The sequence below is a fragment of the Helicobacter pylori NQ4053 genome (assembly GCF_000274605.1).
GTDB lineage: Bacteria > Campylobacterota > Campylobacteria > Campylobacterales > Helicobacteraceae > Helicobacter > Helicobacter pylori_CV.
The window spans coordinates 266,958-291,297 of record NZ_AKNV01000004.1 but is presented as its reverse complement, the minus strand read 5'-3'; the positions used below and the strand labels follow the sequence as shown (position 1 = coordinate 291,297).

General features: G+C 37.1%; 19 protein-coding genes, 1 rRNA gene and 3 pseudogenes. 3 read left to right on the top strand and 20 right to left on the bottom strand.

All coding sequences use genetic code 11. The features are described 5' to 3' along the window. Positions 1-9 precede the first annotated feature (9 nt). From AYS37_RS08810 to AYS37_RS04435, 17 genes and pseudogenes are all read right to left on the bottom strand, one after another. Positions 10-723, bottom strand: a complete 714-nt coding sequence (locus AYS37_RS08810; RefSeq protein WP_001874636.1) for a hypothetical protein — start codon at positions 721-723, stop codon at positions 10-12. Next, positions 705-1,352, bottom strand: a complete 648-nt coding sequence (locus AYS37_RS08805; protein ID WP_001874635.1) for a hypothetical protein — start codon at positions 1,350-1,352, stop codon at positions 705-707. Before AYS37_RS08805 ends, AYS37_RS08810 begins: the two co-directional genes overlap by 19 nt. Next, positions 1,333-1,917, bottom strand: a complete 585-nt coding sequence (locus tag AYS37_RS04505; protein WP_000016327.1) for a hypothetical protein — start codon at positions 1,915-1,917, stop codon at positions 1,333-1,335. Before AYS37_RS04505 ends, AYS37_RS08805 begins: the two co-directional genes overlap by 20 nt. Then, on the bottom strand, positions 1,914-3,338 hold the full coding sequence (locus tag AYS37_RS04500) for a hypothetical protein (protein WP_029699480.1): 1,425 nt from the start codon (positions 3,336-3,338) through the stop codon (positions 1,914-1,916). Before AYS37_RS04500 ends, AYS37_RS04505 begins: the two co-directional genes overlap by 4 nt. A gap of 357 nt (positions 3,339-3,695) precedes the next feature. Beyond that, positions 3,696-4,361 carry an ATP-binding protein gene (locus AYS37_RS08800; RefSeq protein ID WP_001874631.1) on the bottom strand — a complete coding sequence of 222 codons (666 nt, stop codon included), beginning with the start codon at positions 4,359-4,361 and terminating at the stop codon, positions 3,696-3,698. Positions 4,362-4,378: 17 nt separating this feature from the next. Then, positions 4,379-4,969: an AAA domain-containing protein gene (locus tag AYS37_RS08795; protein ID WP_341536702.1), complete on the bottom strand. Its 591-nt coding sequence runs from the start codon at positions 4,967-4,969 to the stop codon at positions 4,379-4,381. A 139-nt stretch (positions 4,970-5,108) separates the two neighbouring features. Continuing rightward, on the bottom strand, positions 5,109-6,827 hold the full coding sequence (locus AYS37_RS08495; protein ID WP_001874628.1) for an AAA domain-containing protein: 1,719 nt from the start codon (positions 6,825-6,827) through the stop codon (positions 5,109-5,111). Beyond that, a pseudogene (locus tag AYS37_RS09045) lies at positions 6,821-8,181 on the bottom strand (protein kinase). The gene AYS37_RS08495 and the pseudogene AYS37_RS09045 overlap by 7 nt, the downstream one beginning before the upstream one ends. Before the next feature lie 58 nt (positions 8,182-8,239). Further along, positions 8,240-8,857 carry a protein phosphatase 2C domain-containing protein gene (locus AYS37_RS04470; RefSeq protein ID WP_001874625.1) on the bottom strand — a complete coding sequence of 206 codons (618 nt, stop codon included), beginning with the start codon at positions 8,855-8,857 and terminating at the stop codon, positions 8,240-8,242. Beyond that, on the bottom strand, positions 8,854-9,186 hold the full coding sequence (locus AYS37_RS08635) for a hypothetical protein (protein ID WP_000691341.1): 333 nt from the start codon (positions 9,184-9,186) through the stop codon (positions 8,854-8,856). Before AYS37_RS08635 ends, AYS37_RS04470 begins: the two co-directional genes overlap by 4 nt. Positions 9,187-9,273: 87 nt before the next feature. Further along, a complete protein-coding gene (locus AYS37_RS04460) occupies positions 9,274-9,918 on the bottom strand; it encodes a vWA domain-containing protein (protein ID WP_001162411.1) in 645 nt (214 codons plus the stop codon). Between the two features lie 490 nt (positions 9,919-10,408). After that, positions 10,409-10,527, bottom strand: a 5S ribosomal RNA gene (gene rrf, locus AYS37_RS04455). A 41-nt stretch (positions 10,528-10,568) separates the two neighbouring features. Continuing rightward, a pseudogene (locus AYS37_RS08490) lies at positions 10,569-10,727 on the bottom strand (exodeoxyribonuclease VII large subunit); the annotation flags it as partial. Between the two features lie 13 nt (positions 10,728-10,740). Next, positions 10,741-11,030: pseudogene (locus AYS37_RS08180) on the bottom strand (site-2 protease family protein); the annotation flags it as partial. A 1,149-nt stretch (positions 11,031-12,179) separates the two neighbouring features. Further along, the gene (gene ftsZ, locus AYS37_RS04445; protein WP_000233627.1) at positions 12,180-13,337 is read right to left on the bottom strand and encodes a cell division protein FtsZ; all 1,158 of its coding nucleotides are present in this window, start codon (positions 13,335-13,337) and stop codon (positions 12,180-12,182) included. 130 nt (positions 13,338-13,467) lie between these two features. Beyond that, positions 13,468-14,949: a cell division protein FtsA gene (gene ftsA / locus AYS37_RS04440; protein ID WP_000400248.1), complete on the bottom strand. Its 1,482-nt coding sequence runs from the start codon at positions 14,947-14,949 to the stop codon at positions 13,468-13,470. Positions 14,950-14,964: 15 nt separating this feature from the next. Continuing rightward, positions 14,965-16,428: a peptidylprolyl isomerase gene (locus tag AYS37_RS04435; protein ID WP_001874618.1), complete on the bottom strand. Its 1,464-nt coding sequence runs from the start codon at positions 16,426-16,428 to the stop codon at positions 14,965-14,967. Positions 16,429-16,557: 129 nt separating this feature from the next. Between AYS37_RS04435 and AYS37_RS04430 the strand changes: the two genes are divergently transcribed. Beyond that, a complete protein-coding gene (locus AYS37_RS04430) occupies positions 16,558-17,868 on the top strand; it encodes an adenosylmethionine--8-amino-7-oxononanoate transaminase (RefSeq protein ID WP_001010810.1) in 1,311 nt (436 codons plus the stop codon). A 107-nt stretch (positions 17,869-17,975) separates the two neighbouring features. Here the strand turns inward: AYS37_RS04430 and gatC are convergent, their stop codons facing one another. The 3 genes from gatC to AYS37_RS04415 are packed head-to-tail and all read right to left on the bottom strand — an operon-like array spanning position 17,976 to position 20,830. Beyond that, positions 17,976-18,257, bottom strand: a complete 282-nt coding sequence (gene gatC, locus AYS37_RS04425; RefSeq protein WP_001165290.1) for an Asp-tRNA(Asn)/Glu-tRNA(Gln) amidotransferase subunit GatC — start codon at positions 18,255-18,257, stop codon at positions 17,976-17,978. 14 nt (positions 18,258-18,271) lie between these two features. Continuing rightward, positions 18,272-19,747: a 2,3-bisphosphoglycerate-independent phosphoglycerate mutase gene (gene gpmI, locus AYS37_RS04420; protein WP_000057712.1), complete on the bottom strand. Its 1,476-nt coding sequence runs from the start codon at positions 19,745-19,747 to the stop codon at positions 18,272-18,274. 12 nt (positions 19,748-19,759) lie between these two features. Beyond that, the gene (locus AYS37_RS04415; RefSeq protein ID WP_000681242.1) at positions 19,760-20,830 is read right to left on the bottom strand and encodes a hypothetical protein; all 1,071 of its coding nucleotides are present in this window, start codon (positions 20,828-20,830) and stop codon (positions 19,760-19,762) included. A 116-nt stretch (positions 20,831-20,946) separates the two neighbouring features. Between AYS37_RS04415 and glyS the strand changes: the two genes are divergently transcribed. Further along, a complete protein-coding gene (gene glyS, locus AYS37_RS04410; protein ID WP_000555293.1) occupies positions 20,947-23,052 on the top strand; it encodes a glycine--tRNA ligase subunit beta in 2,106 nt (701 codons plus the stop codon). Next, positions 23,042-24,340, top strand: a complete 1,299-nt coding sequence (locus AYS37_RS04405; protein ID WP_001874617.1) for a TolC family protein — start codon at positions 23,042-23,044, stop codon at positions 24,338-24,340. The genes glyS and AYS37_RS04405 overlap by 11 nt, the downstream gene beginning before the upstream one ends.

The window sequence follows — 24,340 nt, the reverse complement described above, 5'->3', positions numbered from 1 at the left end:
TTATCCTTATCAAAAAGCATGGAGAACTAAAGGGTGGTTATGCATATAAGCGCTCATGCTCTGCCACACTCTATGCCCAATGCTTCTACCACAAGCACTCAAGCGTTCATTGATCTCTTCGGTTAGTTTTTTATATTTTCTTTCTAGCTTACCTTTTAGATTGCCCTCTTTGTTTATCCAACGATTAAAAGTTTCAGCTTTTAAATATCCATCATTACTGGGAAGAGGTTTTTGTTGCTTGCTTTTCAATGTTTTAAGTCTCTCAAAGTTCAAACAAAACGCCCTGTCTAGCACCTTATCGCTTAACATTTTGGTGCTTTCATCTTCATTCATCGTGCCCACAAACAATAAATTATCGCCTAAGGGCAATTCCCAAGTTAAGCCGGTGTCTAGTTTAATGCTGATATTAGTTTCTTTACTGCGTTTAATCTCTAGCTTGCTTAAAAATTCTGCAAAATACAATTCAATGTGGGCTAGATTCATTTCATCAAGCAACACAATATTCATCGCTTCTTTTAAGCCGTATGGTTCTTCATTATTGCTCAAAGTGGTCTGGATAAAAAAGCGTAAAAACTCTGTCGCATCAAATTTGTTTTCTATCGCATGAAAATACCCCATCAACGATTCTGGGCTATCCCAAGTAGGCTGCACAGCAATGCTTAAAAAATTTAACCCCCCAAAATGCGCGATAGAGCTTAGGCAGTTCAGATTTTCCTGTCCCACTCACCCCCACTTAGCACGCTCAATGGCGATAGAGATGAGCTTTTTAAAGCGGTGTGGAACATATACAATAAACGCTTGGGGCAGAAAACATTGAACTCTTGCATGCCCTTTTCTATGCGCTCTAAGAACGCTAATTCTTCCACTTCGTTTGAAAGTGCACCTAAGACTTTGGGGTTGGTTTTTACAATTTGTTCTTTGATATTTTTTTGGCGTTTTTCAAAATCCTCTACCCCAGCATACATATTTTTCAGGTTTTCTAATTTTTCGTTAAGCATATTTAACTCAGCTTCTAATTGCTTATTGTGGACTGAAAGAGTCTTATATTTTTGTTCTGTGTTCTCTTTTTGGGCTCGAATTCCCTCTAATTCCCTTTTTTCTTCTTCTAACTCTTTTATTCTTTCATCTCTTGGATCAAGCTCGCTTTTTTCATTTTCCCATTCTTGGATTCTATTTCTTAGATCCTTATTAGCGGCTAATAAATCCTCTTTGCATTGTTCTAACACCCTATTATCTTGTTCTAATTTTTCCCTGTCATAATCTTTTTGCCAATCTATTTTTTCTTTCAGTTCTCTGTTTTTTTGTCTCAGAGCGCTCGTTTCATCTGTCATTTCATCTAGTTGGGCATGCAAATCGCTCTTTTGTTTTTTTTAAACGCACTATCTCGTTTCGGTTTTCCTCTTTGATCTCTTCTTCTCTTTGTTTCATGAGTTTTTCAAGCACTTGTTTTTGGGCATTAAGACGTTGTTGATCCAAATCTAGCAACGCTTTTTCTTCTAAGATGCCTGTTAGTTGTTGTTCATAGCCCTTAAAATTTTGCTCCCACTTTTCTAATTGAGCGTCAAATTGCGTTTTAAGATCATTCTCTAGCCTATCGGAGCACTCTTTGATACTTTCTAGCTTCTTTTTATAATCTTTATTGAGAGATTCTTGTCGCTCTTGTAGTTGCTTGCTTATTGTTTCTAAGATCAATTCTTTTTGCTCTTTTTCATAGGTCCGTAAGCTCTCTTTAACTTTTTTAACCTGCTCTTTTTTAAATACCTCTCTATCTTTTATAAAATCTTCAAATTCTTTTTGGTCTTTTAGATAAACTTTTTTTTCTTGATTGAACGCATCAATGTCTTTTCTAAGCTGTTTTTCTCTTTTATCCAACTCAGTTTCTCTAGCTCTTAGCTCCAATTCTTCATTCCCGCTCATCGTTTCTCCTTTGGATATATTTTATTTGCTACTTTATTAAAATATTCTAGTGCTTGTTTTTCCAATTTTTTTAAATCCTCTTCTTTTAAACTTTCAAGTTCTTTAGTTATCTTGTGCATATGGCCTCTCAAAGCAATAAGCCTAGCGATAAAATCTAGCCATTCTTGAACTTTTTCAAACACGCTCTCAAAATACTTACAGCCAAGCAACACTAACACATACACTCCCAAACTCGCTTCATCATTCTTAAACGCTCTTTTCAAAAAGTCTTCCCTCACTTCTCTTAAAGAATCTAAATTTTTAAGATTAGGATAATCCCCTAAAAGCTCGTCTTTAGTTTTAATACTAAGCTTTGGTTGTTTTTGGATAGCTTCAAAAAGAATAATTTCAAATATCTTACAAAAATTCAAAATCATCTTTTCTTTTTCTCTTTCTTCTTTTTTAGAATAATATTTGGCTTTGGCCAGATTAACTCCCACAAAACATTCAAATAAGGGTTTGGGTGCGTTTAAGTTTGATAGCTGGGATCGGGCGTCAATCTCTGCATTTTTCTTATAATGTTTTTCTTCATGTTTTTCTTCTTGAGCATTTTCTCTCTCTTTAATCAAGGGGTTTTTTAAAAGATTTTCTACTAGAAAATAAATTCCATCTCTGTATCTTTCTAATTCCACTCTCGTTAAAGAATACCCATCTTGTGATTTCTCGCCGTGTTTATCTTTATTCCTGTATTTTTTTATATCATGCAAATCTTGTAAAAAACTAGGGTATTTTTTAGCCAAAGCTTGCATGACTTTTTCCTCATAGCGCAATAAAGCGTTCAATCTAGAGTCGTTTAAATCCTTTGAGATCTGTTCAAAACCTAAATGCATGAATTTCTTTGACAAATCTTGTGCTTTGTATGTTTCTAAATCGCGCCCTTTCAAGCTTGGTGTTTCATCAAAAATTTGTTCATAAATGTCATACAGAGCCCCACAAATTTCAAACTTTTTTTGATGGGTATCCAGATTTTTTAAATCACTTTCAATTGTATGCAATCTGTCATCAAATGCCGTAAAGTTTTTAAAAACTTTGATTCGTTTTGATGGCTTAGATTCGCCGGTTTGGGTGTATTGTTTTTCCTTCCATTTTTTAAACCATTCAGTATTTTCTAATTTTTCTGCCATTTTCTCAATAGGGTGATTCTTGCATTCCACTCTTATTTCCTTACTATCATCAAAGGCTTTGGCATGCAAATAATAAACTCCTCCTAAAACACGCCAACTCACCACTTTCGCATGGCGTAAAGTATCTTGCTTATGGTATTTTATAGATGTCTCTATCGTTTTACGGATTATTATGTCATTTACATTTAATGGTTTGTTATTTTCTTTTGGATAGTATAGGCTCTCTGCCTTAAAACTAGAGTCTGCAAAAAACTCCACTATATTATTTTTTAACTCTTTTCCATCTATAGCTCTGACACGCCCCAAATCCACAAAAAGCAAAAATTCTTGATTGATTAGATTGTAGTAAAAATGTGCATGAATTTTTTATACTCTTCAAGCGTTTTAGTCTCAATCTTTTCTAAAATAGGCTCTAACAGATCCAACTCACCCCCAAACCCTAAAAAACCTTTTAATTCTTCATCTTTTACCCCTAATTCTTTTGGTTTTAAAGCGCATTTTTTATTGCATTTAACCCTAAATCATTGTGCCCAATTTCTAATTCTACGCAATAAATTCTGCAAGGAATCAATAGATGTTTATCGCAAACAGAATGATTTTCAAAGCTAATAATTTTCATAAAATTTTGTCCTCTTTTTTACATAATTGTAAAAACTCAAACAAACCTGAGACCTTATCTTTTGCTTCTGGTGTGTCAAATTTCTCTCTATCCCCTGCTACAATGAGTGCTCTTTTTTGGCGGCTCAAGGCCACACACAGATGCGGAGAGTCTTCTAAAAACCCAAAACCCTCAGTATGGCGAGTTCTTACGCTTGATAAAAACACAACATCAAATTCCTTACCTTGAAAGCTATCCACAGTGCCTATCTCCAAATTAGCATATCCTTTTAAAGCTTGTTCTAATAGCCTTTTTTGCTCGCTAAAAAAAGTAATCACCCCAAAAGTGAAATCTGGCTCATCTTTCATAAAAAGGTCTAAGCATCCTTTAATTGCTGTAATTTCACTCTCCCTATAGTAAGAACCATCAGCATTCCTTTTTTCTTTAGAATTTTTGACATCTATCCATGCCAAAGGCTTGTTATCCAAAACTCTCAGATTGTGTTTGAAAGGCTTTTCTTCTAAAGGCGATTCAAAACTTTCATTATAAGGTTTGTAAAAAACATCGCTCACTAATTGCCCCAACAAGGGATGCATTCTGTATTGCATGTTTAGGGTAATAAAGCGCTCCTTACCATCTAGCTCTTTTAACTTTTGAGCTCTTTCTTTGAGTTTCTTTCTCATATTGCGCATCTTGACTCTCATCTTCCTATCTCATCGTCTAAATAATGCGGCAATTGTCTGTCATCGCCCACTAAAATAATGCGTTCTTTGGCTAATGCCATCACCATAAACAATTCTAAGGGGTTAGCCTTGGCCGCTTCATCAACAATCACGCTATCAAAATAAGGGGTTTCTTTTCTTTCTAATGCTTGATTGTGTTGCCCTGTGGTGCTAGAAAAGACAAAATTATAATCCCTTAACAAGCTCTCTAAATCCCATGGAGTTCTTTCTAAAACGCTTAGATATTCCAATAAAACTCTGATGCGTTTGTCATTAGGGCTTTGAGAAGAAAGAATTTTTAGCAAGTCATTAGCTAAGGACATTACTTCTTCGTTGGGTTTAGGAATTTCATATTCTCTTTTAGGGGCATTCTTTTCTAACAATCTTATTTTAAGATCTTGTAACTTTTCTAAATTTGGATTAGGCGATTTTAAAAGCTCTCTATCTTCTTCGGTAAGATTTTCTTTAAACTGGCTTTCTAAAAGATCATAATTACGCATAACTCCATCATCTTCAAACCCCTCTTGTGTGGTGCGTAAAGCATGGATAACGGATAGGTTGGCGGGCATTTCTTGTTTTTGCTGCCTTGCTTTTAATTGGCTCAGCCTTTCACGCATAGAAGAATCAAAAAAGATCGCATTTTTTCTATTTCTTTTAAAAATTCCAATTCGCTGATAGGCGAACTGAGATAGCGTCTGAGAGCTTCTTCTAAATCCAAAATTTTTTTATATTTTCATAATCCCCTAAACTTTGCAGTTTTTTTCTCACGCTTTCTATGAGTATTTCAGCAAGCTCTCTCAATCGCTCATTCAATCTTTCATCTTGTTTGTATTGTTCTTCTTTAGCATTTTTTTTAGCACCAAATTTAAAAGTGGGCAATCCCCCTACTTTGATGCGCTCACGCACATTGTTAGTCGCATCATGCCCTTGAGCGCACAGTAAAATTTGCCCCTTGATATTTTTATCCTTAGGGTATTCTTCAAACAATCTCTCACAAATGGCATTGATCACGGTGGTTTTGCCCGTTCCAGGAGGCCCTTGGATAATAGCAATATCAGGGGTATTTAGAGCAATTTTTATAGCTTTTTCTTGGTTTTCTGTGGGCGGATTTTTAAAAATCTTCTCTTTAACCCTTTCAGTTAATTCTAAAGCTCTTGTTTCGTAACTTGATAAAATCTCTTTTAAGGTTTCATCCATCGTGTCTGTAGTGCCATTATTGTCATTTTTATCTTCTTTAATATTTAAGATTAATCCTAAATTAGGATTAGCGCTCAAACCTTTCTTTGTCTTATCTAATGCGCTATATTGTTTTTTAAGCGTATTTAGATCCCCCATATAATCTAAATGAAAAGCATCGCCCTCTTTTATGGAAGGATTGTAATCTATAATAAAATCATCCCCACTAATGTCTTTAATCATTATTGATTGGCTGTTGTTTTTAGAAGGTTGTTTCTTTTGTTTAGAAATAAGATTGATTAAATTTTCTTCATTTTGTGGGTCTAATTCCTCTAAAACCCCTAAATCACTCCCCTCTCTTAATTGCACTTTCTTTATTAAGATTTCCATTTTATTCTTGTCTAAAGCTGGCTTAAAACGAATTCTTAAATTCCCTCCTGCTTTACTCACGCTTTCAATCTCTAAAACCCCCACTTCTTTTGCCTCATTAAAACTTTTTTGAGCATTAATGATAAGATATTTTTCCCAAATTTTTAAATAAGATTTTTCATCTTGCTGGATCTGGTCTAAAAGGCTCGTTCGCATGGTTTTTGTAGTTTTATCATTAAATTCTAATGAACCTTGAAAAAACAAACACAAACCAGGCGCTAGCTCTTGTTTAATGGGTCTTAATTTTATCGCTTCATAAGAATGCCTATTATTTATCAAAGCGCGCTTAACGCTTAATCCCCCCTTGGTATTTAACAGCCTGAAATCTTCTTTTAAAATCTCTTCACTATTCTCTTTATCCTCATCTTCATAAGGCAATACGCACACAAAATAAGTAAAACCAGCCATTTCTAAAATACAAGTTTCTTTAAAATCTTCTATTTTTTTATCTTTGCCCATATCTTTTAGTAACTTTTTTACGATTGTGTCTTTGAAATTAATGTTTAACGCTTTAGGAAGAATTTTTATAGGGCGTTTGAAGAAATGGCACTTCAATTCTAAAACTTGTCTTTCTTGGTTTTCGCTTAAATTTAGGACTTGAGCTGCAAGAAAAGCGTTACTGCAAAAAGCGTTTTTAATTTCTTTTTCTTTGGTTTTGCCTATGATCCCTAATTTCAAATAACGCTTTTCATCTAGATGAAAATATATTTTATTTTTTTCAATCTTTAATAATCCCAATTTTTCTCTATTTTTTGGCTCTAGTTTTGCGGTATTGAGATTATAAGCCTTGATGATGCTATCTTCTTTGATAAAAATCAGCATTTTTGAACCTTAATTAAAAAACCATTGTATGAAATAGTCAATTCTTTTTCTAAATCTATTTCTATCCTATAGTGATCCAATCTTTTATTATTAATGAGAATCTTTTCTTGTTGTATGTCATGATGAAAAATCAATATATTATTAGCAATCTCTGCAAACTCCCATTCGCTTTCAACCACTTCAATCCCCTTAAATAAGATTGTCGGTAAAAAAATAGGGTCTGTGAAATTCGAGACAAAATAAAAAACTTCGCTCTTTTGGTAATAACTTGTTGCTACAAGTCTGATAGGTTTTTTAGCATCGCAATAAGGGAAAATCTCCCATTCTCTATTATAATCTCTATCATAATAAGTCATTGAACAATTTTCACATTCTAACACTTGCAAGCTAGCTTTTTCTAAGCTCTCTATAAATAAGGGCATAGTAGGGCGTTTCAAAGGATCTTTTTTGCCTTCTTCAAAGCATTGCGCTAATAAATTTTTTAAATCCCTTGTTAAGAAAAAAGGCAGTAAGCCACAAGAACCATTGCTATCATCCTTTCTATCTTCAATCCAAGGCAATTCTATAAAATTTTCTGCATCACCAGCACTATTCCCGTCAAAAGGATGAACCATATTTAAAAGTTCATAAGCTATGATGGCAAAAGAAAAGGTATCGCTAAGCATGGTGTTGTAATTGGTTGTATCGCTATTTTTAGAGGTTTGGCTAATCTCTAAAGCCCCATAGTTAGGCGTAAAAATAACACACAGGGCTTTTTCGCTCTCATAACGCACATTATCCGCATCAATCAAAAACGCTGAATTGTCTTTAAAACACATTGTTTAAATTCAAGTCCCCCATACACCAAACCCTTACTTTGCAATCTGAATAGAAGTTTTGCTAAATGGGTGAGTATTTTTAATCGTGATCTCAATCCTTGTGTTTGTGAGTAATAACTTAAACTTAAAGCCATATGATGGTTATCTTTGCAAAGTTCTTGAATGGCATCATTGATCCTAAAAATCCCATCTTTTTCTTCGTTTTCTAAAATACTGGGCTTCTTTAAAAAAGTTTTTAGTGGTTCATAGCCCTCAGCCATTTTCATCACATAGCCTTGTTTTCCTCTCAAAGTTACTAGCGGAATTGACATAGGGAAATGACTCTCTATCGGCTTAAAAGATAAATTTAGAACGCTTTTTTCATATTGTTTGAGGGATTCTTTGTCTTTAATAAAATCTCCATCCCTCAATACTACCTTAATAGCCACATCCTTATCCAAACAACGATACACTATACCCTGTCCGCCCTTTCCTAAAACTTCTATAGTCTTATGGATATTCCCCTCACTATCAATAATTTCTTCTTCTAACTCCATAAACTATCCTTTCTATACGCTATGATCAAACTCGTATCATCATAAAATTTATGATTCTTTAAGAGCGCATAGCACTTTTTTGATGCCTTTTTTTGTGTTTAAATTCACTAATTATGTCCTTAACAAAATCCAAGCGTCTTGCATCTATTAAGCTTTCATCTAATCCATCCGTGCATAAGAATAACGCATCAATCTTTTTACTCTCTAAGACTTCCCAGGTTAAAAGCGTATTGCGATCAAAAGGTGTTGTGAAATGCGCTAAATCTTGCTTATCCTCTCTTAATAGTCTATGTTCTTTTCCTAAAACAGCCAACAACCCATCACCCACTTTACCTATAAACGCCTTTTCTTTGCCGATAAAAACCAGTTGCAGAGTGCTTAGCGCATTGCGAACTTCAAAAGGATAGAGCAGACACTCCCAAATACTAAAAATAACTTTATTCAATAACGCTAAATTGCAACCTTGTATATCAATAGCATTTAAGGCTTTTTCTACGCTCTCGCACAATTTTTTAGCCCCAATTTGTGAATCTCTTTTACTCCCTAAACCATCGCACAAAACAAGCAATAACCCCTTTTGATTTTTTCTGATTAAAAAAGCGTCTTGATTAGGCAATCTAGCATGCACATGGTATGTTCCCCTAATAGAAGCCCCAAACGCTTTAAAATCTCTCATTGCTTAATCGCATCCACTTTCTTCATGAAATGCAATACTTGAAAAATTTCAGCGCTATCAAACACTTTAGAAGAGATTTCTTTAAGTTTGATCATATTGGCATCCGCTCCAAAAGCCACACTGGATTTAACTTGAATTTCTTCTGTAAAATGCCCATCGCTCAAGAACAAAGCGTCTTCAAACTCCCCTTTTAAACCCTTTAAATCCCACTTTTGTATATCTATATTTTTATTTTTAGCCAATTGCTCAAAAGCTAAAAACCATAATTGAAGAGCTTCTTTTTTCCCGTTTTCATTCATAGATCCTGAATTATCTATAATGATCTTCATGTTTTCTCTTTAAAGAGTTTAAAATATCTATCAACTTCATCGTTTAAATCCATAAACAAAGCGTTTTTGTGGCGTAAAGATTTTAAATCATTCATCTGGAATCCAGTTCAACTTTTTAATTGAAGCAGAACCCTTGCTAATGGTTTGGGTCATGATTTCAAACAACTTCACTAACTTTTCCACATCATCTGCGTAAAATACGCCATCTTTGCCAAAATCCTTATTAACTTGCGGGTTGGCATCTCTATCGCCAATAAAAATGCTCCAACACACACTTTTAGCGCTTCTCCCATCATGGTGGAAGTTAAACAAAGGCTCTCGCCACTTATCATTATTTGGCTCACCATCCGAAACTAAAATGCTATAAGGTTTATAGAATTTAGTAGGGAAAGTGTCTTTATCTTCAATAAGATCCTTAGCCAATCTAAACACTTGATCTAAAGGGGTGCCACCACTCGCGCTTAAAGGCTTAAAATTGATGTTTTTTATATCATCAAAGGGCGTGTGCAAAACCGCGCCATTTCCGCCAAAAGTAACAATAGCCATTTTGCTAAATAACTCTTTTTTAGCTTCTTGCTTTAGAGTTTCTATCATTTTTTGAATGCAAAGATTAAGCACTCCAATGCGTGTGCCATTACCCAAAGAATGACTCATTGAACCACTCGTATCTAACAATAAAAATACTGGAATAAAGCGTTCTTTCATAGTGTATTTACTTAAATCTAATGCCATAATATCTCCTTATAAATAATTTTTCGCGCCAAAAAACCCAATCACAAGAATAAAGCACAATCTGATAAAACATTCATTTCAGCACTCTTTTTGATGATTTTATAAGCTTTTGAGTATAGTAGACTTAGACTTAGCTTAAGAGTGCCTGAATTTTGGGGTGGCAAGCTGATTTTATAGTTTTTAGAATCTTAAGGCAAAGATACAGAAAAACCAAACACCACCAATAAAATCAAGCATGCAAAAACAACCATCAAAAAGTCAAACCTAAAACCACAGAGCCTAGACAGAAAAAAGATTTGTTGAAGACATGGCAGAGAAGAGGCACGTTAATTGGTAAGTTTTATGAGCATGAAAGACTTCAAACAACCTTTCATCGGTTTAGAGCATGCAAAAATAAAACAACCAAACCCCAATAAACCACCAAACAAACAAAACAATGAGTCAATAATGAAATTAAATAAAAAAGCAAGATTAAAAAAACATTTCCCTATCCCTGCACCGACCTACATTCCCACTCTTGAAAAGAGCAGTATTATCAGCGATGAAGAGCTTGACTTCCAGGTTCGGAATGGTTAACTGGGTAGTTCCTCTTCTCTAAAAGAAGCCGCTAAATGCTCTAAATGCGCCTTTTTTTGATGGAGCAAAATTTTAAAAGAGCGGTGCAATTTCACATTAAACCCATCAAGTCTTTGCAACCATTCATCGCTGCTAGGGAGTAAAATCTCCATCGCATTTGAAGGCGTAGAAGCCCTTAAATCCGCCACCAAATCGCTCAATAAAGAATCGCTCTCATGCCCAATAGCTGACATGCTGAAAGTTCTAGCCAAACAATATCCATAGCTTTTGGAAAGGGCTTTTTTGCGCGTAGCTGTCATCTGCGGTTTCATTCGTCCCATTTTCTTCTTTGTCTATGCCCTTTAATTTCACATAGCCCCCAAGCGGGATCAAAGACAAAGCGAATTGCGTGCCAAAAAGCTTAAAAAACAGAGTTTTTTACCAAAACCAATGCTAAAGACTTCTACCTTCACCCCACAAATCCTAGCGATCGTGAAATGCCCTAATTCATGGACAAAGATTAAAAACACCAGCATCAAAACCGCTACAATGAACATCATACCCCACCGCTTACACGACGCTTCCCTGAAATATTGTTGGAATTTTTTCTCATGGCCATTAGCATAGCTTCTTGGGGTGGAAAACAGCAAAACTAACACGCCTACCATTTGCTTTTTAAGAAAAAATGGCAAGCGTATTGAGATCCTAGACTATCATGGTTTAATCTACGAGATATTAAGAGAGAAATTGTTAGAATACGCCGTAGCAAGAAACAAAATGGACGACCTAAAAAGAAATAAAAGCTACAAAAGGAGGCGTTGGAGCTAGGATTAACCTATGAAGACTATAAAAACAAATAAAGCAAAATAGGGTGCATGAGGGCTTATTATCGTTTTAAGCAACCTAAAAAGAGTGCGGGGCGTGGCATAAAGCGCTCCCCTTTTTTTAGCTATAATAAGCAAAGAAAACAAAGAAAACAAGATAAAACTAAAGGAGCAAATAAAAGACCATAACGCCTATTGGCATGAACAGAGAGCAAGAGCTATGTTTTAATAGATAACTATGATAGTTGGGCGGTATCATCTTGGAGTTTAGAAAACATAGAAGCACATAATCTAAAATCAACATCAGAAGCATTGATTATTGATCTTGTCAAATCAGAGCAAGTCAATCAGGAGTGAAAAAAGCGGCGAGCAAAGAATGAAACAAAACAAAGCCAAGCGTAAGCGTTGGTCTTGTTGCGAGCGTGTTAGAAGACTCATAAAACCAATGAGCGAGAGTTTTTCACTGATGCGTGCGATTTCTTGAAAAAAGATTATCAAAGAAAGTGATGGATTGTCTGATAAAGTCACTGTTGCTATCAATTATTTTGATGGGACAAATAATCTGTATTTGATGAGATGTGAAGCTTCTCAATCAAAGTAAAAATGTATTGACTCCACAAATCTATAACGGAGTTTATGAATTTACGCAAGCATGAAAGCCCTTGATTTTTGCCAAATGAGTTTCTAGCGTTTCATTAACTAGGGGGTGCTTTGGGATATTCCCCTTTAAAGCACTTTAAAATCCCCTAAACGCTCTAAAAACTAGCACACCCCATTAAAATCAAAGCTTTTTAATTTTATTCTAAAAAATAAATGAGAGCGAACCCAACAAACCGCTTTATTATGACCCTATAAAAATAGGGGGGAAAGCGAGATCTGCAATTAATCTTGCTGGATCCTTATGGCTGTGGGCGTGGATAGTTCTTCTTCAGTGGGGATTCTTAAAAAATCGCTATTACCCACTTTTCTTGTTTGTTTCACCACAGGCTGAGAAGGCGTAGCGATAGATTCCAAACCCGCTCCATTGCTGTTTCTTTCAGCACCGGTTGCAATGATAGTAACGCGCACATGATCAATGGGGATACTCTCGCTCGTGTGTTGGCCAAACTTAACGTCAACATCTTGATTGGCTCGTTCTTGAATAGATATGCAAGCTTGAGAATAAGCATACATAGGATAATCAGGGTGGTGCTCAAAAAAGACAATAATGCTCTTAGCCCCATCAATAGAAGCGTCATCAAGAAGAGGCGATTGGATCGCATTTTCCACCGCTAATTTAGCGGATTCTTCGCCAGTGGCCTCACCAATACCCATTAACGCAAAGCCTTTAAAACCAAGAGCGCTTTTTAAATCAGAAAAATCAACATTAATATCACCGGGCTTAGTGATGATCGTAGAAATACCGCTCACAGCCCTAACCAAGACATCATCAACTTCTTTATAGCATTCTTTTGTGCTGGCGTTTTTTTTCATGGTCAAAAGAATTTTATCATTAGGGATAACCAAAATAGAATCGCTAGATTGCTCCAACTCCTTTAACCCTTCTTCGGCTTTCTTGCTTTTTTGAGACCCTTCGTATTTGAAAGGCTTAGTAACGATAGCAATCGTGAGCGCTCCCACTTCTTTTGCGATTTTAACGATAGTAGGGGTGGCTCCAGTCCCAGTCCCTCCTCCAAGCCCTGTAGAAACAATGACTAATTTGGCGTCCTTAATCGCTTCTCTAATTTCATTAGCGCTTTCTTCAGCGGCTTTCCTACCAATATCAGGAACCCCTCCAGCACCTAAACCTCCAGTAGACTCTTTGCCTAAAAGGATTTTAACCGGAGCGGGATTGTTTTTGAGATGTTGGCCATCAGTGTTCGTCGCAATGGGGGTAACATCTTGATGCACGCCGTATTCAACCAGGTGTTTAATCATGTTAGACCCCCCACCTCCAACACCGATGACGACAATCTTAGCCCCTTTATAAGCTGGATCGCTTACTTCTTCAATGCTCGCTTGACCAATATTATAATTTTCCATCTCTGATTGATGAACCATAGCCACATTCCCCTTGAGATACGATTTTTGCAAATCTTAAACTTTGATAAATAGCTAAAGGATTATACCATGTTTTCTGGCTTTTGATAACTATCAAGGCGTTTTTATCGCATAAAGAAATGGCTGTATCTTAAAAGATTTTAGAAATCTTATCAAGGAAACTTTTAAAAAAACCTTTTTGTTCGGTGGGCTTTATAGGTAAAAAATCATCGTTTTTAGCGGTGTTTAAAGGAGTGCTAGGGGCTTTTAAATCGCTCAAATTCCTTTCTGTGGGCGATGAATGGATATGGGGGGTAGGGCTTGATTGATGGGTTGTTCTTGTGTAATCATCGCTTTCATGGTAGCGGATAACCCCTTTAGAGTCTCTTTCATAATTGGTATGCCCCCCTGCTTTGTATAAAATCAAGCCAACCACGACTGAAAAGCGAGGATCTTTCAAGTCTTCAAACATGCCCATGATATTGTATTTTTCCACAGGGGCCGCCAAACGCACCGGGTAATTAGTGAAATGGGTTCTGGCTAGTTCTTTGATCCCTTTCATTAAAGCCATCCCACCGGTTAACACAACGCCCCCGCCCAAATGCTCTTCTAATCCGCTATCTTGAATGCTTCTGTGGATGATTTTAAAAGTTTCTAAAGCCCTTTCCCTCATGATAGTTTGGATTTCACTAAGCGGCACAATATGGCTTTCATGGCCATCAGAGCCGGTGGTAGGGATTTGGATATTTTGAGAGGGCGTTTCTTCTCCGCCTTCAAAAGAAAGATCCCCGTATTTGATCTTAACTTCTTCAGCGTAAGGGAATGGGGTGTTGAGCATGTGCGATAGATCCGTGGTTAAATGGTGAGAGCCTACGGGTAAGTATTTGTTATAGCGTATGGAATTGCCGCTATAAATCGTAAGGTTGCATGTCTCTCCGCCCATATCCACGCAAGCCACGCCCAATTCCCTTTCGTCATTAGACAAGGTGGCAATCGAGGCTGCATAAGAATTGATCACAATGTTTTCAATCTCTACTCCAGATTGGATCATGATTTTTTCTAAATTTTCAATGTTGTTTTTTTCTGTATAGACGATGTGGATAAAGACTTCTAGGCGAGTCCCGCTCATTCCTAAGGGGTCATTCACTTCCTGTTTGTCTAAAGTGAAGCGATAAGGGAGGGCATGCAAAATATGTTTGTCGTTATCCAAGCCTGCTTTAGCGCATGCGTTATTGATAGCGCGATTGATTTCATCTATAGTAACCACATTGTCTTTGGTGCTGGCCACACCGGTAACATCTCTAATGCTTTCAGTATAAGCCCCAGAAAAAGAAACAATCGCTTTAGTTTTAGGGTAATACGATTCTCTAAAGGAGGAAATGGGGTTATTTCTGTCTTCATCAGCGTTCAAACCTGCCATTTTTTTAGCGCTATTAATCACTTCTTTAATGGCGTTAGAAGCGTGAGCAAGGCTATTGATACGCCCTCTTTTAATGGCTTTTGAATTGATTTCTTTAGAGTCTTGATGGGCGGTGCCAATGATGCGCAAAATCCCTTCTTTAAATTCAGCCACTATCGCGCAAATCTTTCTAGAGCCTATATCAACCCCTATAACGATTTCTTTATGTTCCATGATTTCCCCTTGCATTTATTGAATGTATTTGACTATCTTATAGCGTTTTTTCAATTCTTCTATCAACGCTTTATCAAAAAAATCCGTTTTAGTGTTATTGACTAAACGCTGCATATACTGGCTTTCTTCTGCGCTAAATGAGTGGTTGAAATTTTGTTCTGTGATTTGATAGAGCACCATTTTATTACCAATAGTAATAAACCCTTTTTTTTCTTGGCGGTTAAAAAGGGTGTTGATAAACTTAGCGCTTTCTTCTTGGTTAAGCTCACTAATAGTGCCTCCAAAATTAGGGCTTACATAGCCCACGCTTTTGCCTTTAAAATCCTTAAGCTTTTCTTTAGCTAATGCCTGCAACGCCATAAGGGTTTTTTCTTGAGTTAGGCGGGTTTTAAGAGCGCTTTTAGCTTCATTAAAATTTTGCAATTCGTCTTTAATTTGAGAGATGAGCTGCACCACAATAAAACCATCTTTAAAAGGCTCTGGCTTTAGGATTTCAAGGGGTTTGAGAGCGGCGAGTTTTTGCGTGATTTCAGCAGTATAGGGGGAGTTGTTTTCTTCAAAATCTTGTGTGGTGTAGTTTTGCGCGTTCGCTTTTTTTAGAGCGATATAGCTCCTTAAGGCTTTTTCATTCGCTTTTTGCATGCTTAAATCATGCTTGACTTGCTCTTGAACGCTTTTAAAATCCTGCAATTTCCCCTCTTTGTCCAAATAAGACACCTTGTTTTTATGGTAGTATTCCTCCAACTCCTTCAAATCAGGTTTTTCTAAACTAGCGTCAAAATATAAAGAGCGTGTTTTAAAGCTTGTGAGCTTTTTAAAATCCTTTTTATGGGACTCGTAATATTTTTTCATCTCTTCTTCATTAAGAGAGATTTTAACATCACTAGGGTTTAGGATAAGAATGTCTAATTTGTCTTGCAATTTTGCCCAAAGCGATAGGCTGGATTGCTCCAAAGGGGTAGTGGTTTTGGGGAAGAGAGCACTGATTTTTTGAAGGATTAAAAGCCTTTCAACGCTTTCTTCAAAATGCTTGGGGCGGTAATGGCTTTGCTTTAAGATATTTTTATACAATTCTTCATCAAAAACACCATCTTTTTGAAAAACGCTCGTTTTTCTGATTTCTTTCGCCACTTCTTGCTTTGTAGCGCCAAGCCCTAAATCTAAAGCGAGATTCCTCAATAAAGCTTGATTGATGAGCGAATCTAGAGCGCTTTTTTCTAAATGCATGGCTTTGATTTGATCTTCAGTGAGTTCTTTAAAATCAGGGATAGACTCAGCATAGGCGTCTTTAAGGCGGCGGTATTCTTGGGCTAATTCTTCTTGAGAAATCTTAATCTGTCCCACTTTGGCAGCGCTATCGCTATCTAAAGAAAAGCTGTATTGCCCCCAACCTATCATCCCGGCGGCAATAAAAGCGATCGTGCTTATCCATATCGTAACCACTAAATACTTTCTATGATTTTGCATCCATTCAATCATAAGAACTCTAATCCCTTTTAAAAAATCAAAAATGTGAAATTCAGGTTTAAACAACCTTATAGTAAAATCAAATAACCTTATTTTAACCAAAGGTTATTAAAATTATCCTTATTATAGAGAGTTTTTAACATGAATTTTCAAGAAAATTTGGCCGCTTTGGATTTGGAGTATCTTTGGCACCCTTGCTCGCAAATGCAAGAGCATCAAAATTTCCCCATTATCCCCATTAAAAAGGCTCAAGGGATTTACCTCTATGATTTTAATGATAACGCTTACATGGATTTGATCAGCTCATGGTGGGTGAATCTTTTTGGGCATAATAACGCCTACATCAGCCAACAGCTTAAAAATCAAATTGATGATTTAGAGCATGTCCTTTTGGCTTCTTTTAGCCATAAGCCCATTATCACGCTCTCTCAAAGGCTTTGCCAGCTCACTAGCATGGACAAATGCTTTTATGCGGATAACGGCTCATCTTGTATTGAAATCGCTTTGAAAATGAGCTATCACGCCCATTTTTTAAAAGATCAAACGCACCCTAAAAAGCTTTTTTTATCGCTTTCTAATTCCTATCATGGCGAGACTTTGGGAGCGTTAAGCGTGGGCGATGTGAAACTTTATAAAGACACTTACACCCCCTTATTGCTCAAGAATCTCACCACACCCGTGCCTAAAAACGATAATGAAATAGAAAATAGTTTGAACGCTTTAAAGCGTTTGTTAGATAAGCATGGTGAAGAAATTTGCGCCTTCATTGCAGAGCCGCTTTTGCAATGCGCAGGGAATATGCATATTTATAGCGCGAAGTATTTAAAACAAGCCGTTTTATTATGCAAGCAAAAAGACATCCACATTATTTTTGATGAAATCGCCACCGGGTTTGGGCGCACAGGGAGCATGTTTGCTTATGAACAATGCGAGATTGAGCCTGATTTTTTATGCTTGTCTAAAGGGATTAGCGGGGGGTATTTGCCTTTAAGCGCGCTATTAACCCGCAATGAAATTTATAACCAATTTTACGCCCCCTATGAAGAAAATAAAGCGTTTTTGCATTCGCACAGCTACACAGGAAACGCCCTGGCATGCGCATGCGCGAACGCTACGCTGGATATTTTTGAAAAAGAAAATATTATTGAAAAGAACAAGGCTTTGAGCGAGTTTATTTTTAGCACGCTCCAAAACGCGTTAAAAGACTTGATAGAGCAACAAGTGGTGTCTAATCTAAGGCATTTGGGCATGGTCTTTGCCTTTGAAGTTTTTATTCAAACTAAAGAGCGTTTGAGTTTAGCGGTTTTTAAAAAAGCTCTAAAAAAAGGCCTGTTATTACGCCCTTTAAACAACACGATCTACCTCATGCCCCCTTATATTATCACGCATGAAGAAATCAAAAAGGCGATTGCGGGGTTAGTGGAAGCGATTGATGAATTAAAAAAAGGCTGAAAACAAATAGTAAAGAGCTTGAATTTTAGTCAAGCGATAGCTTTTTTCTGTCTATTTGATTTCAAAAATCAAGCTTTTCACTTGATATAAAACCTATTCAATAAAACCTATTCAATGATTTTGGGCACAACGAAGTAATGATCCTGGCTGTGTTTGTTTTGGCTTAAAATCTCTTTGGCGGTGTTAGGTTGGCTTTTGGGTTCGTCTTCTCTTAAGGGGGTGCATAACTCTGTATCTGTTTTTAACCCGTTAGTTTCTAAAGCGAAGATGTTTTCTACAAAGCCTAAAACCTCCGCTAGATGGCCTTTAACGCTCTCTTTATGCTCATCTTTAATCTCTAGCATGCTCAATTTTTCCAAGCGTTGCAATAATGTGTCATCAATTTGCATTCTTTTCCTTTAGTTTAAAATAAGGGTTCGTCCATCGTTGCTGGGGCTTTGATGCCCATGAGTTTTAACACGCTGCTAGCGATATTGTTTAACGCTCCGTTTTTTATGGATTTGACTCCATTCCCTAAAACAAAGCAATACACGCTCCCAGCGGTGTGGTTGGTTAAGGGGTTTTGGTTTTCATCTTTCATGCGCTCGCAATTCCCATGATCGCTTGTTAAAAGCATGGCGTAATCTAATTCTTTAGCCAGTGAAAGGATTTCCCCTAAGCATGCATCCACTGCTTCTACCGCTTTAATACTCGCTTCAAAATTCCCCGTATGCCCCACCATGTCGCCATTAGCAAAATTCACAATGATCAAATCCGTGCCTAGTTTCATTTGCTCCAACACCGCAAGGGTTACTTCTTTAGCGCTCATTTCAGGCTTTAAGTCATAAGTGGTAACTTTAGGGCTTTGGATAAGCACCCGGTTTTCATTTTTAAAAGGCGTCTCCACTCCGCCATTGATGAAAAAGGTTACATGCGCGTATTTTTCAGTTTCAGCGATATGGCTTTGGGTCAGGTTGTGTTGAGACACCACTTCAGCGAGCGTGTTTTGAACGCTTTCTTTAGGGAATAAAACAGGGTAGGGGAAAGCGTTGTCATAAGGCGTCATGGTAACGATATGGAGTTTTGTAAAAACTTGGCGCTTAAAGCCACTGAATTCCTTTTGACCTAAAGCGCTCACGATTTCTCTAGCCCTATCATTCCTGAAATTGATAAAAATAAAGCTTTCATTATCTTGCATGCCGCAATAATCTTTAAAACAAGCGGGCATGATAAATTCATCGGTGATATTTTTATCATACTGGCTTTGGATATATTCGCTAGGGCTTAAAGGCGTGTGATTAAGCCCCATTAAGCTATGATACGCAAGCTCAATCCTTTCAAAGCGATTATCCCTATCCATCGCATAAAAACGGCCACCTATGGTAGCGATTTGAATGTTTTCATTGCAGATATTTTGTATTTGTTTTAAATAAGTTAAAGCGCTTTTAGGAGCGACATCGCGCCCATCGGTGATTAAATGCAGAAAGACTTTTTTATGGGATTTTTCACACTCTAAAGCCAGAGCGATAAAATGCTCAATGTGTGAATGCACGCCTCCATCGCTCATCAAACCCATAAGATGCACCACAGGGCTTTTTTGGATCGTGTTTAAAAAAGCGGGGTTGTTTTTTAACCCATCGTTTTGAAGGTTTAAAGAAATTTTGACTAAATCCTGATAGAGCACCCTACCAGCCCCAATACACATATGCCCCACTTCAGAATTTCCCATTTGCCCCTTAGGTAAGCCCACGCTCAAGCCATGCGTATCAATCAGACTATAAGGCAAGGTTTTAAACATCAAATCATAAGTGGGTTTTTTGGCATGGAAGAAAGCGTTATGATCGCTATCTTTACGATACCCAATGCCATCAGTGATAATCAAAAGAGTTTTTTGCGCCATTTTTAGGACTTTTTAAAGCTCTTGCATGAGAGTGATGTGGTTGGCTAAAATCGCATTCCTTTGCCCTGGAGAGCAATTTTTGCACACTTCTTTACTTTTGGAAGCGGTTTTGGTGTTGTTTTTAACGCTGATATTATTTTTAGAGGAGCGTTTTGGACTCGCTTTAGCCGGTTTTTTTGAGCTTTTTTTAGCGGGTGTGAAATCAGCGCTGTTGATTTGAGCGAAATACATGGGTTTATCTTTTGCTTTTTCTGGCTTGTTGGTTATTTGCTCGCTAGTTGCCTCTTTCATTTCTTGGGGTTTTTCTGCTTGGGTTTCCTCTGTTTGAGTTTCTTTGGTCTCTGTTTTAGCTAAAGTTTGGGGCATGGCGTTGCCGATAGGGTCTAAATCCAAGTTGCTATTAGCACTTTTTTGCAATTCTTGGTCATTACTGGACTGCGAATCAAAGATTTTAGATTCTTTCAAACGCCTGATTTTATCTTGTATCTCTTCGTAATATTTTTCAGCATCAGCGTTAGACTTCTCGTTTTTTTCCCAACGACTGCCCTTATTGTAAGACTTGATCATGTCTTTTAGATTGTCGTGGTAGCGCGTTTTCCAATAGAGTAACTCTTTTAGGGCCACTTCAGAAGCAAACGCATCGTCTTTAATGAGCAATTCCCCCATCACGTTACGCAAAAAGGGGCTGTTATTATGCCCATAGCTTTTTAAAACGCTAGGGATATACGCATGGTAAATGCCCGCACTCGGATCCGAAAAATTGATTTTATAAGTCCCTGCGCATGATTCTTTCCATGCGATGCCTGCCATTTCATAGCCTAAATTTTCTTTAGATCCGAATTGATAAGCGGCTTTTAAAACTTCTTTTTGCTTAGCGTTAAAGTCTTTAATGTTATCGCAATTGGTCATCATGACATTAGTAACAGGCGATTTGGGCTTGTTTTTAACCCCCTTAGCGGGCTTAGGCTCTGTTTTAGTAGGGCTTTCTTCAGCGTTCAAATTCAAACTTAAGAACGCGCTTAAGGCTGTACCTAGCCATAAAGCTTTAAAAGGGATATGAATGAGTGGGGCTAAATGTTTCAAAACGCTCACCTTTTGTATTAAGAAATAAATTAAACTAGGAATAAATTCAAGTATAATTCTAGCATGATTTAGCTTATTCTTAAGAGTGATTTTGTTTTTTAGGGAGGATTGAGATTTTGCATTCAGATGAATTGTTAGTAGAAGTTTTAGTTGAAGAATTGCCCGCACAAGCGTTATTGAATGAATATAAAGAAATGCCTAAAAAACTCCATGCTCTTTTTCAAAAACGCGCTTTAGAAGTGGGAACTATAGAGATTTTTTACACCCCTAGACGCTTGTGTTTGTTCGTTAAAGACTTTCCCCTTTTAACTCAAGAAACCAAAGAGGAATTTTTTGGTCCTCCCGTTAAAATCGCATGCAATCATCAGGATAAAACGCAAGGCTTGAACGCGCTAGGTTTAGGGTTTTATCAAAAATTAGGACTAAAAGATCACCAGCATTTCCAAACAGCGTTTAAAAACAATAAAGAAGTGCTTTATCACGCTAAAATCCACGCTAAACAGCCCACAAAAGATTTAATCATGCCCATTGTGTTAGAGTTTTTAGAGGGTTTGAATTTTGGGAAGTCCATGCGTTGGGGCAATGTGGAAAAAAGCTTTATCAGACCCATTCATAATATTTGCGTGTTGTTTAATGGGGAAAATTTTAACGATATTGAAGTTAAAGAGTATGGTTTTAAAACCAAGCAAGCCACCAAAGTGCACCGACAAGAGGGTTTTGATTTTATTGAAGTGGATAGCCCTAAAGCGTATTTTGAAGTTTTAGAAAAAAACCATGTCATTTTGGACCCTAAAAAGCGCGAAGCTAAAATCTTGCAAGAAATTAAAGAGCTAGAAACAAAGCATCGCATCGTTGTAGAAATGGATAGGGATTTATTAGATGAGGTTGTAGCGATCACGGAATACCCCAGCGCGCTTTTAGGGGAGTTTGACAAGGCGTTTTTAAAATTACCCAGTGAAATCATCACCACTTCCATGAAAGAAAACCAGCGCTATTTTGCAACCTTTTGTCAAAAAAGCCAAGAAGAAAGCCCAACATTACACAACGGCTTTATCGTGGTGAGTAACGCTATCAATAAAGACAAGCAAAAAATCATTTTAGGCAATCAAAAGGTTTTAAAAGCCCGTTTGAGCGATGCGGTTTTCTTTTATGAAAACGATCTTAAAAAGCCCTTAGATAACGCCCCTTTAGAGAGCGTGGTTTTTGTGCAAGGTTTAGGGACTTTAAAAGATAAAATGGAGCGAGAATCAACCATCGCTCAATATTTGACGCAAAAATATATTTCATCTTTAAACATGTCTTTGGAAAAAGCCCTTGAGTTGGTTAAAAGAGCCGTTAAAATCGCTAAGGCGGATTTACTCAGTGAAGTGGTGTATGAATTTAGCGAGCTTCAAGGGATCATGGGCTATTACTACGCTTTAAAACAAAACGAAAACGAATTGGTCGCTTTGAGTGTGAAAGAGCAGTATTTGCCCGCAAGCGAAAACGCCCCCTTGCCCTCTAGTGTTTTTAGTGCGATCGTGGCTTTGAGCTTGAAATTAGACAACTTGTTTTCTCTTTTTAGCGCGGGTAAAATCCCTAGCGGATCTAAAGATCCTTTTGCTTTAAGGCGCTTGAGTTTTGGATTATTGAAAATCATTGCGCATTACGGGTTAGAATTTGATTTAAAAGCGGATTTAAAAAACCTCTTTGAAAAAGTGGGCGTTTATCAAAGCTTTGATTTAGAGGTTTTAGAGAAGTTTTTACTGGAGCGCTTTCATAATTTAATAGATTGTAACCCCTCTATTATAAGGAGCGTGTTAAACACCAACGAGCGAGACATTGTTAAAATCATTCAAAAAGTCAAAGCCTTAAAACGCTTTTTAGACGATCCCAAGAACGCTCAAAAAAAAGAGTTGCTTTTTAGCGCTTTCAAACGCCTAGCCAATATCAATAAAGACAGAAACCCTAACGAGTCAAGCGAGTTTTCTACCCATCTTTTTAAAGAGCCAAAAGAGCATGCCCTTTTTGAAGCGTTCAATACGATCAAAACGAGCGCTTTTGAGAGTTTGGATAGCAAAATAGAGGCTTATTTCAGTTTGCATGCGCCTTTGGAAGAATATTTTAAAAGCGTGTTAGTGATGGATAAAGATATAGAAATCCAAAAAAATCGTAAAAATTTCTTATGGGGCGTGTATCAAAGTTTCTTAGAGATTGGGGATATTAAAGAAATTGCGATTTAATGCTATCAAACGCAAAATCCAGCGTTTTTTGGGGGTAACTTTTTTAATGAGCATGTTTAGTGCGGGCATGCTTAGTGCGAAAATCTTTACCCTACAAGAGTTTTTTAAAGAAGTAGAAATTAATTCAATGGAGTTGATCGGTAAAAAAGCCGATTTTAAAAGCCGTTTGAATGAGCAACGCTCCGTGAACGCTTGGGATTTCCCTTACATTGAGAATGAAACTTCTATGGTGAAAAACTTCCAAGGCATTATAGAAGCGCAGCCCAGAACCCTTTTAGTGGTAAGACCCAAGCTCCCATGGGTGAGTTCGCTTTTATCCAAAAGCCTTTCTATCAAAACCATTCAATACGATAAAAGCTATCAACTGAATAAAAATCTCGCTTTTATTGGCGCTAAACGCTTGTATTTGACTTATGTGATGACTAAAGAAAAGTATCAGGTGTATGTGCAACGGGAAGCGAACTTTTATTCGCAGCTCAAAATCGCTAAAGAAAAAGTCAAAGCCGGCAGCATGAGCGAAAAGGATTATATCAACTTCAATAATTCTTATTTGGAATCCAAACTCGCTAAAACCAATGTGGAAACCAAACTCATAGATTTAGAAAAAATGCTAGACACGATGCTCGCTATTGTGGAGCCGGTCAAAGAGGGGGCGCATTTTGACACTTATTTAGACCATTTGCATGATGTCAAGGTGATCGGTTTGGATTTTGAATACGTGCGATTAGAGCCTGAAGCCTTAAAGTTCAAATTGGATCGCTCATTGTATGTGGATATTTTGGATTTGACGGCTAAAGATTATCAAGTGAATGCGAAATTGGCTAATAGAGATGTGTTTAATGCATTTGAATTTGGGATTGGCTCTGAAAGCTATAACTCTTCAACTAATCTTTCTGTAGAAGTGCGTATCCCTTTGCCGGTAACGCCTAAAAATATCTATCAAAAGCGTAAATTTTTGGATTTGCAAAGCGGGACGCTCGCGCAAAATGAAGTGATGAAACGAAACATTAGAATCAACGCCAACTCCTACTTAAACCAGCTCAAAACTAAAGAAGCATACATTGAAACCCAAAAAGAAGCCATTGCCAATAAGAAGCGTTTGATGGAAATGGGGCGCATCGCTTATGAAGCCCAAAAAATCGGGCTTTTTGAATACTTGATTTATCAAAATTCTTACATGGACGCTCTCATCACTCTAGCAGAAGCGAAGATTGAATACATTGATATTAGCGCGCTTTTAGAAGAGACTTTAGGGGAGAGCTTGACCAGATTAGGAGAATTGCATTGA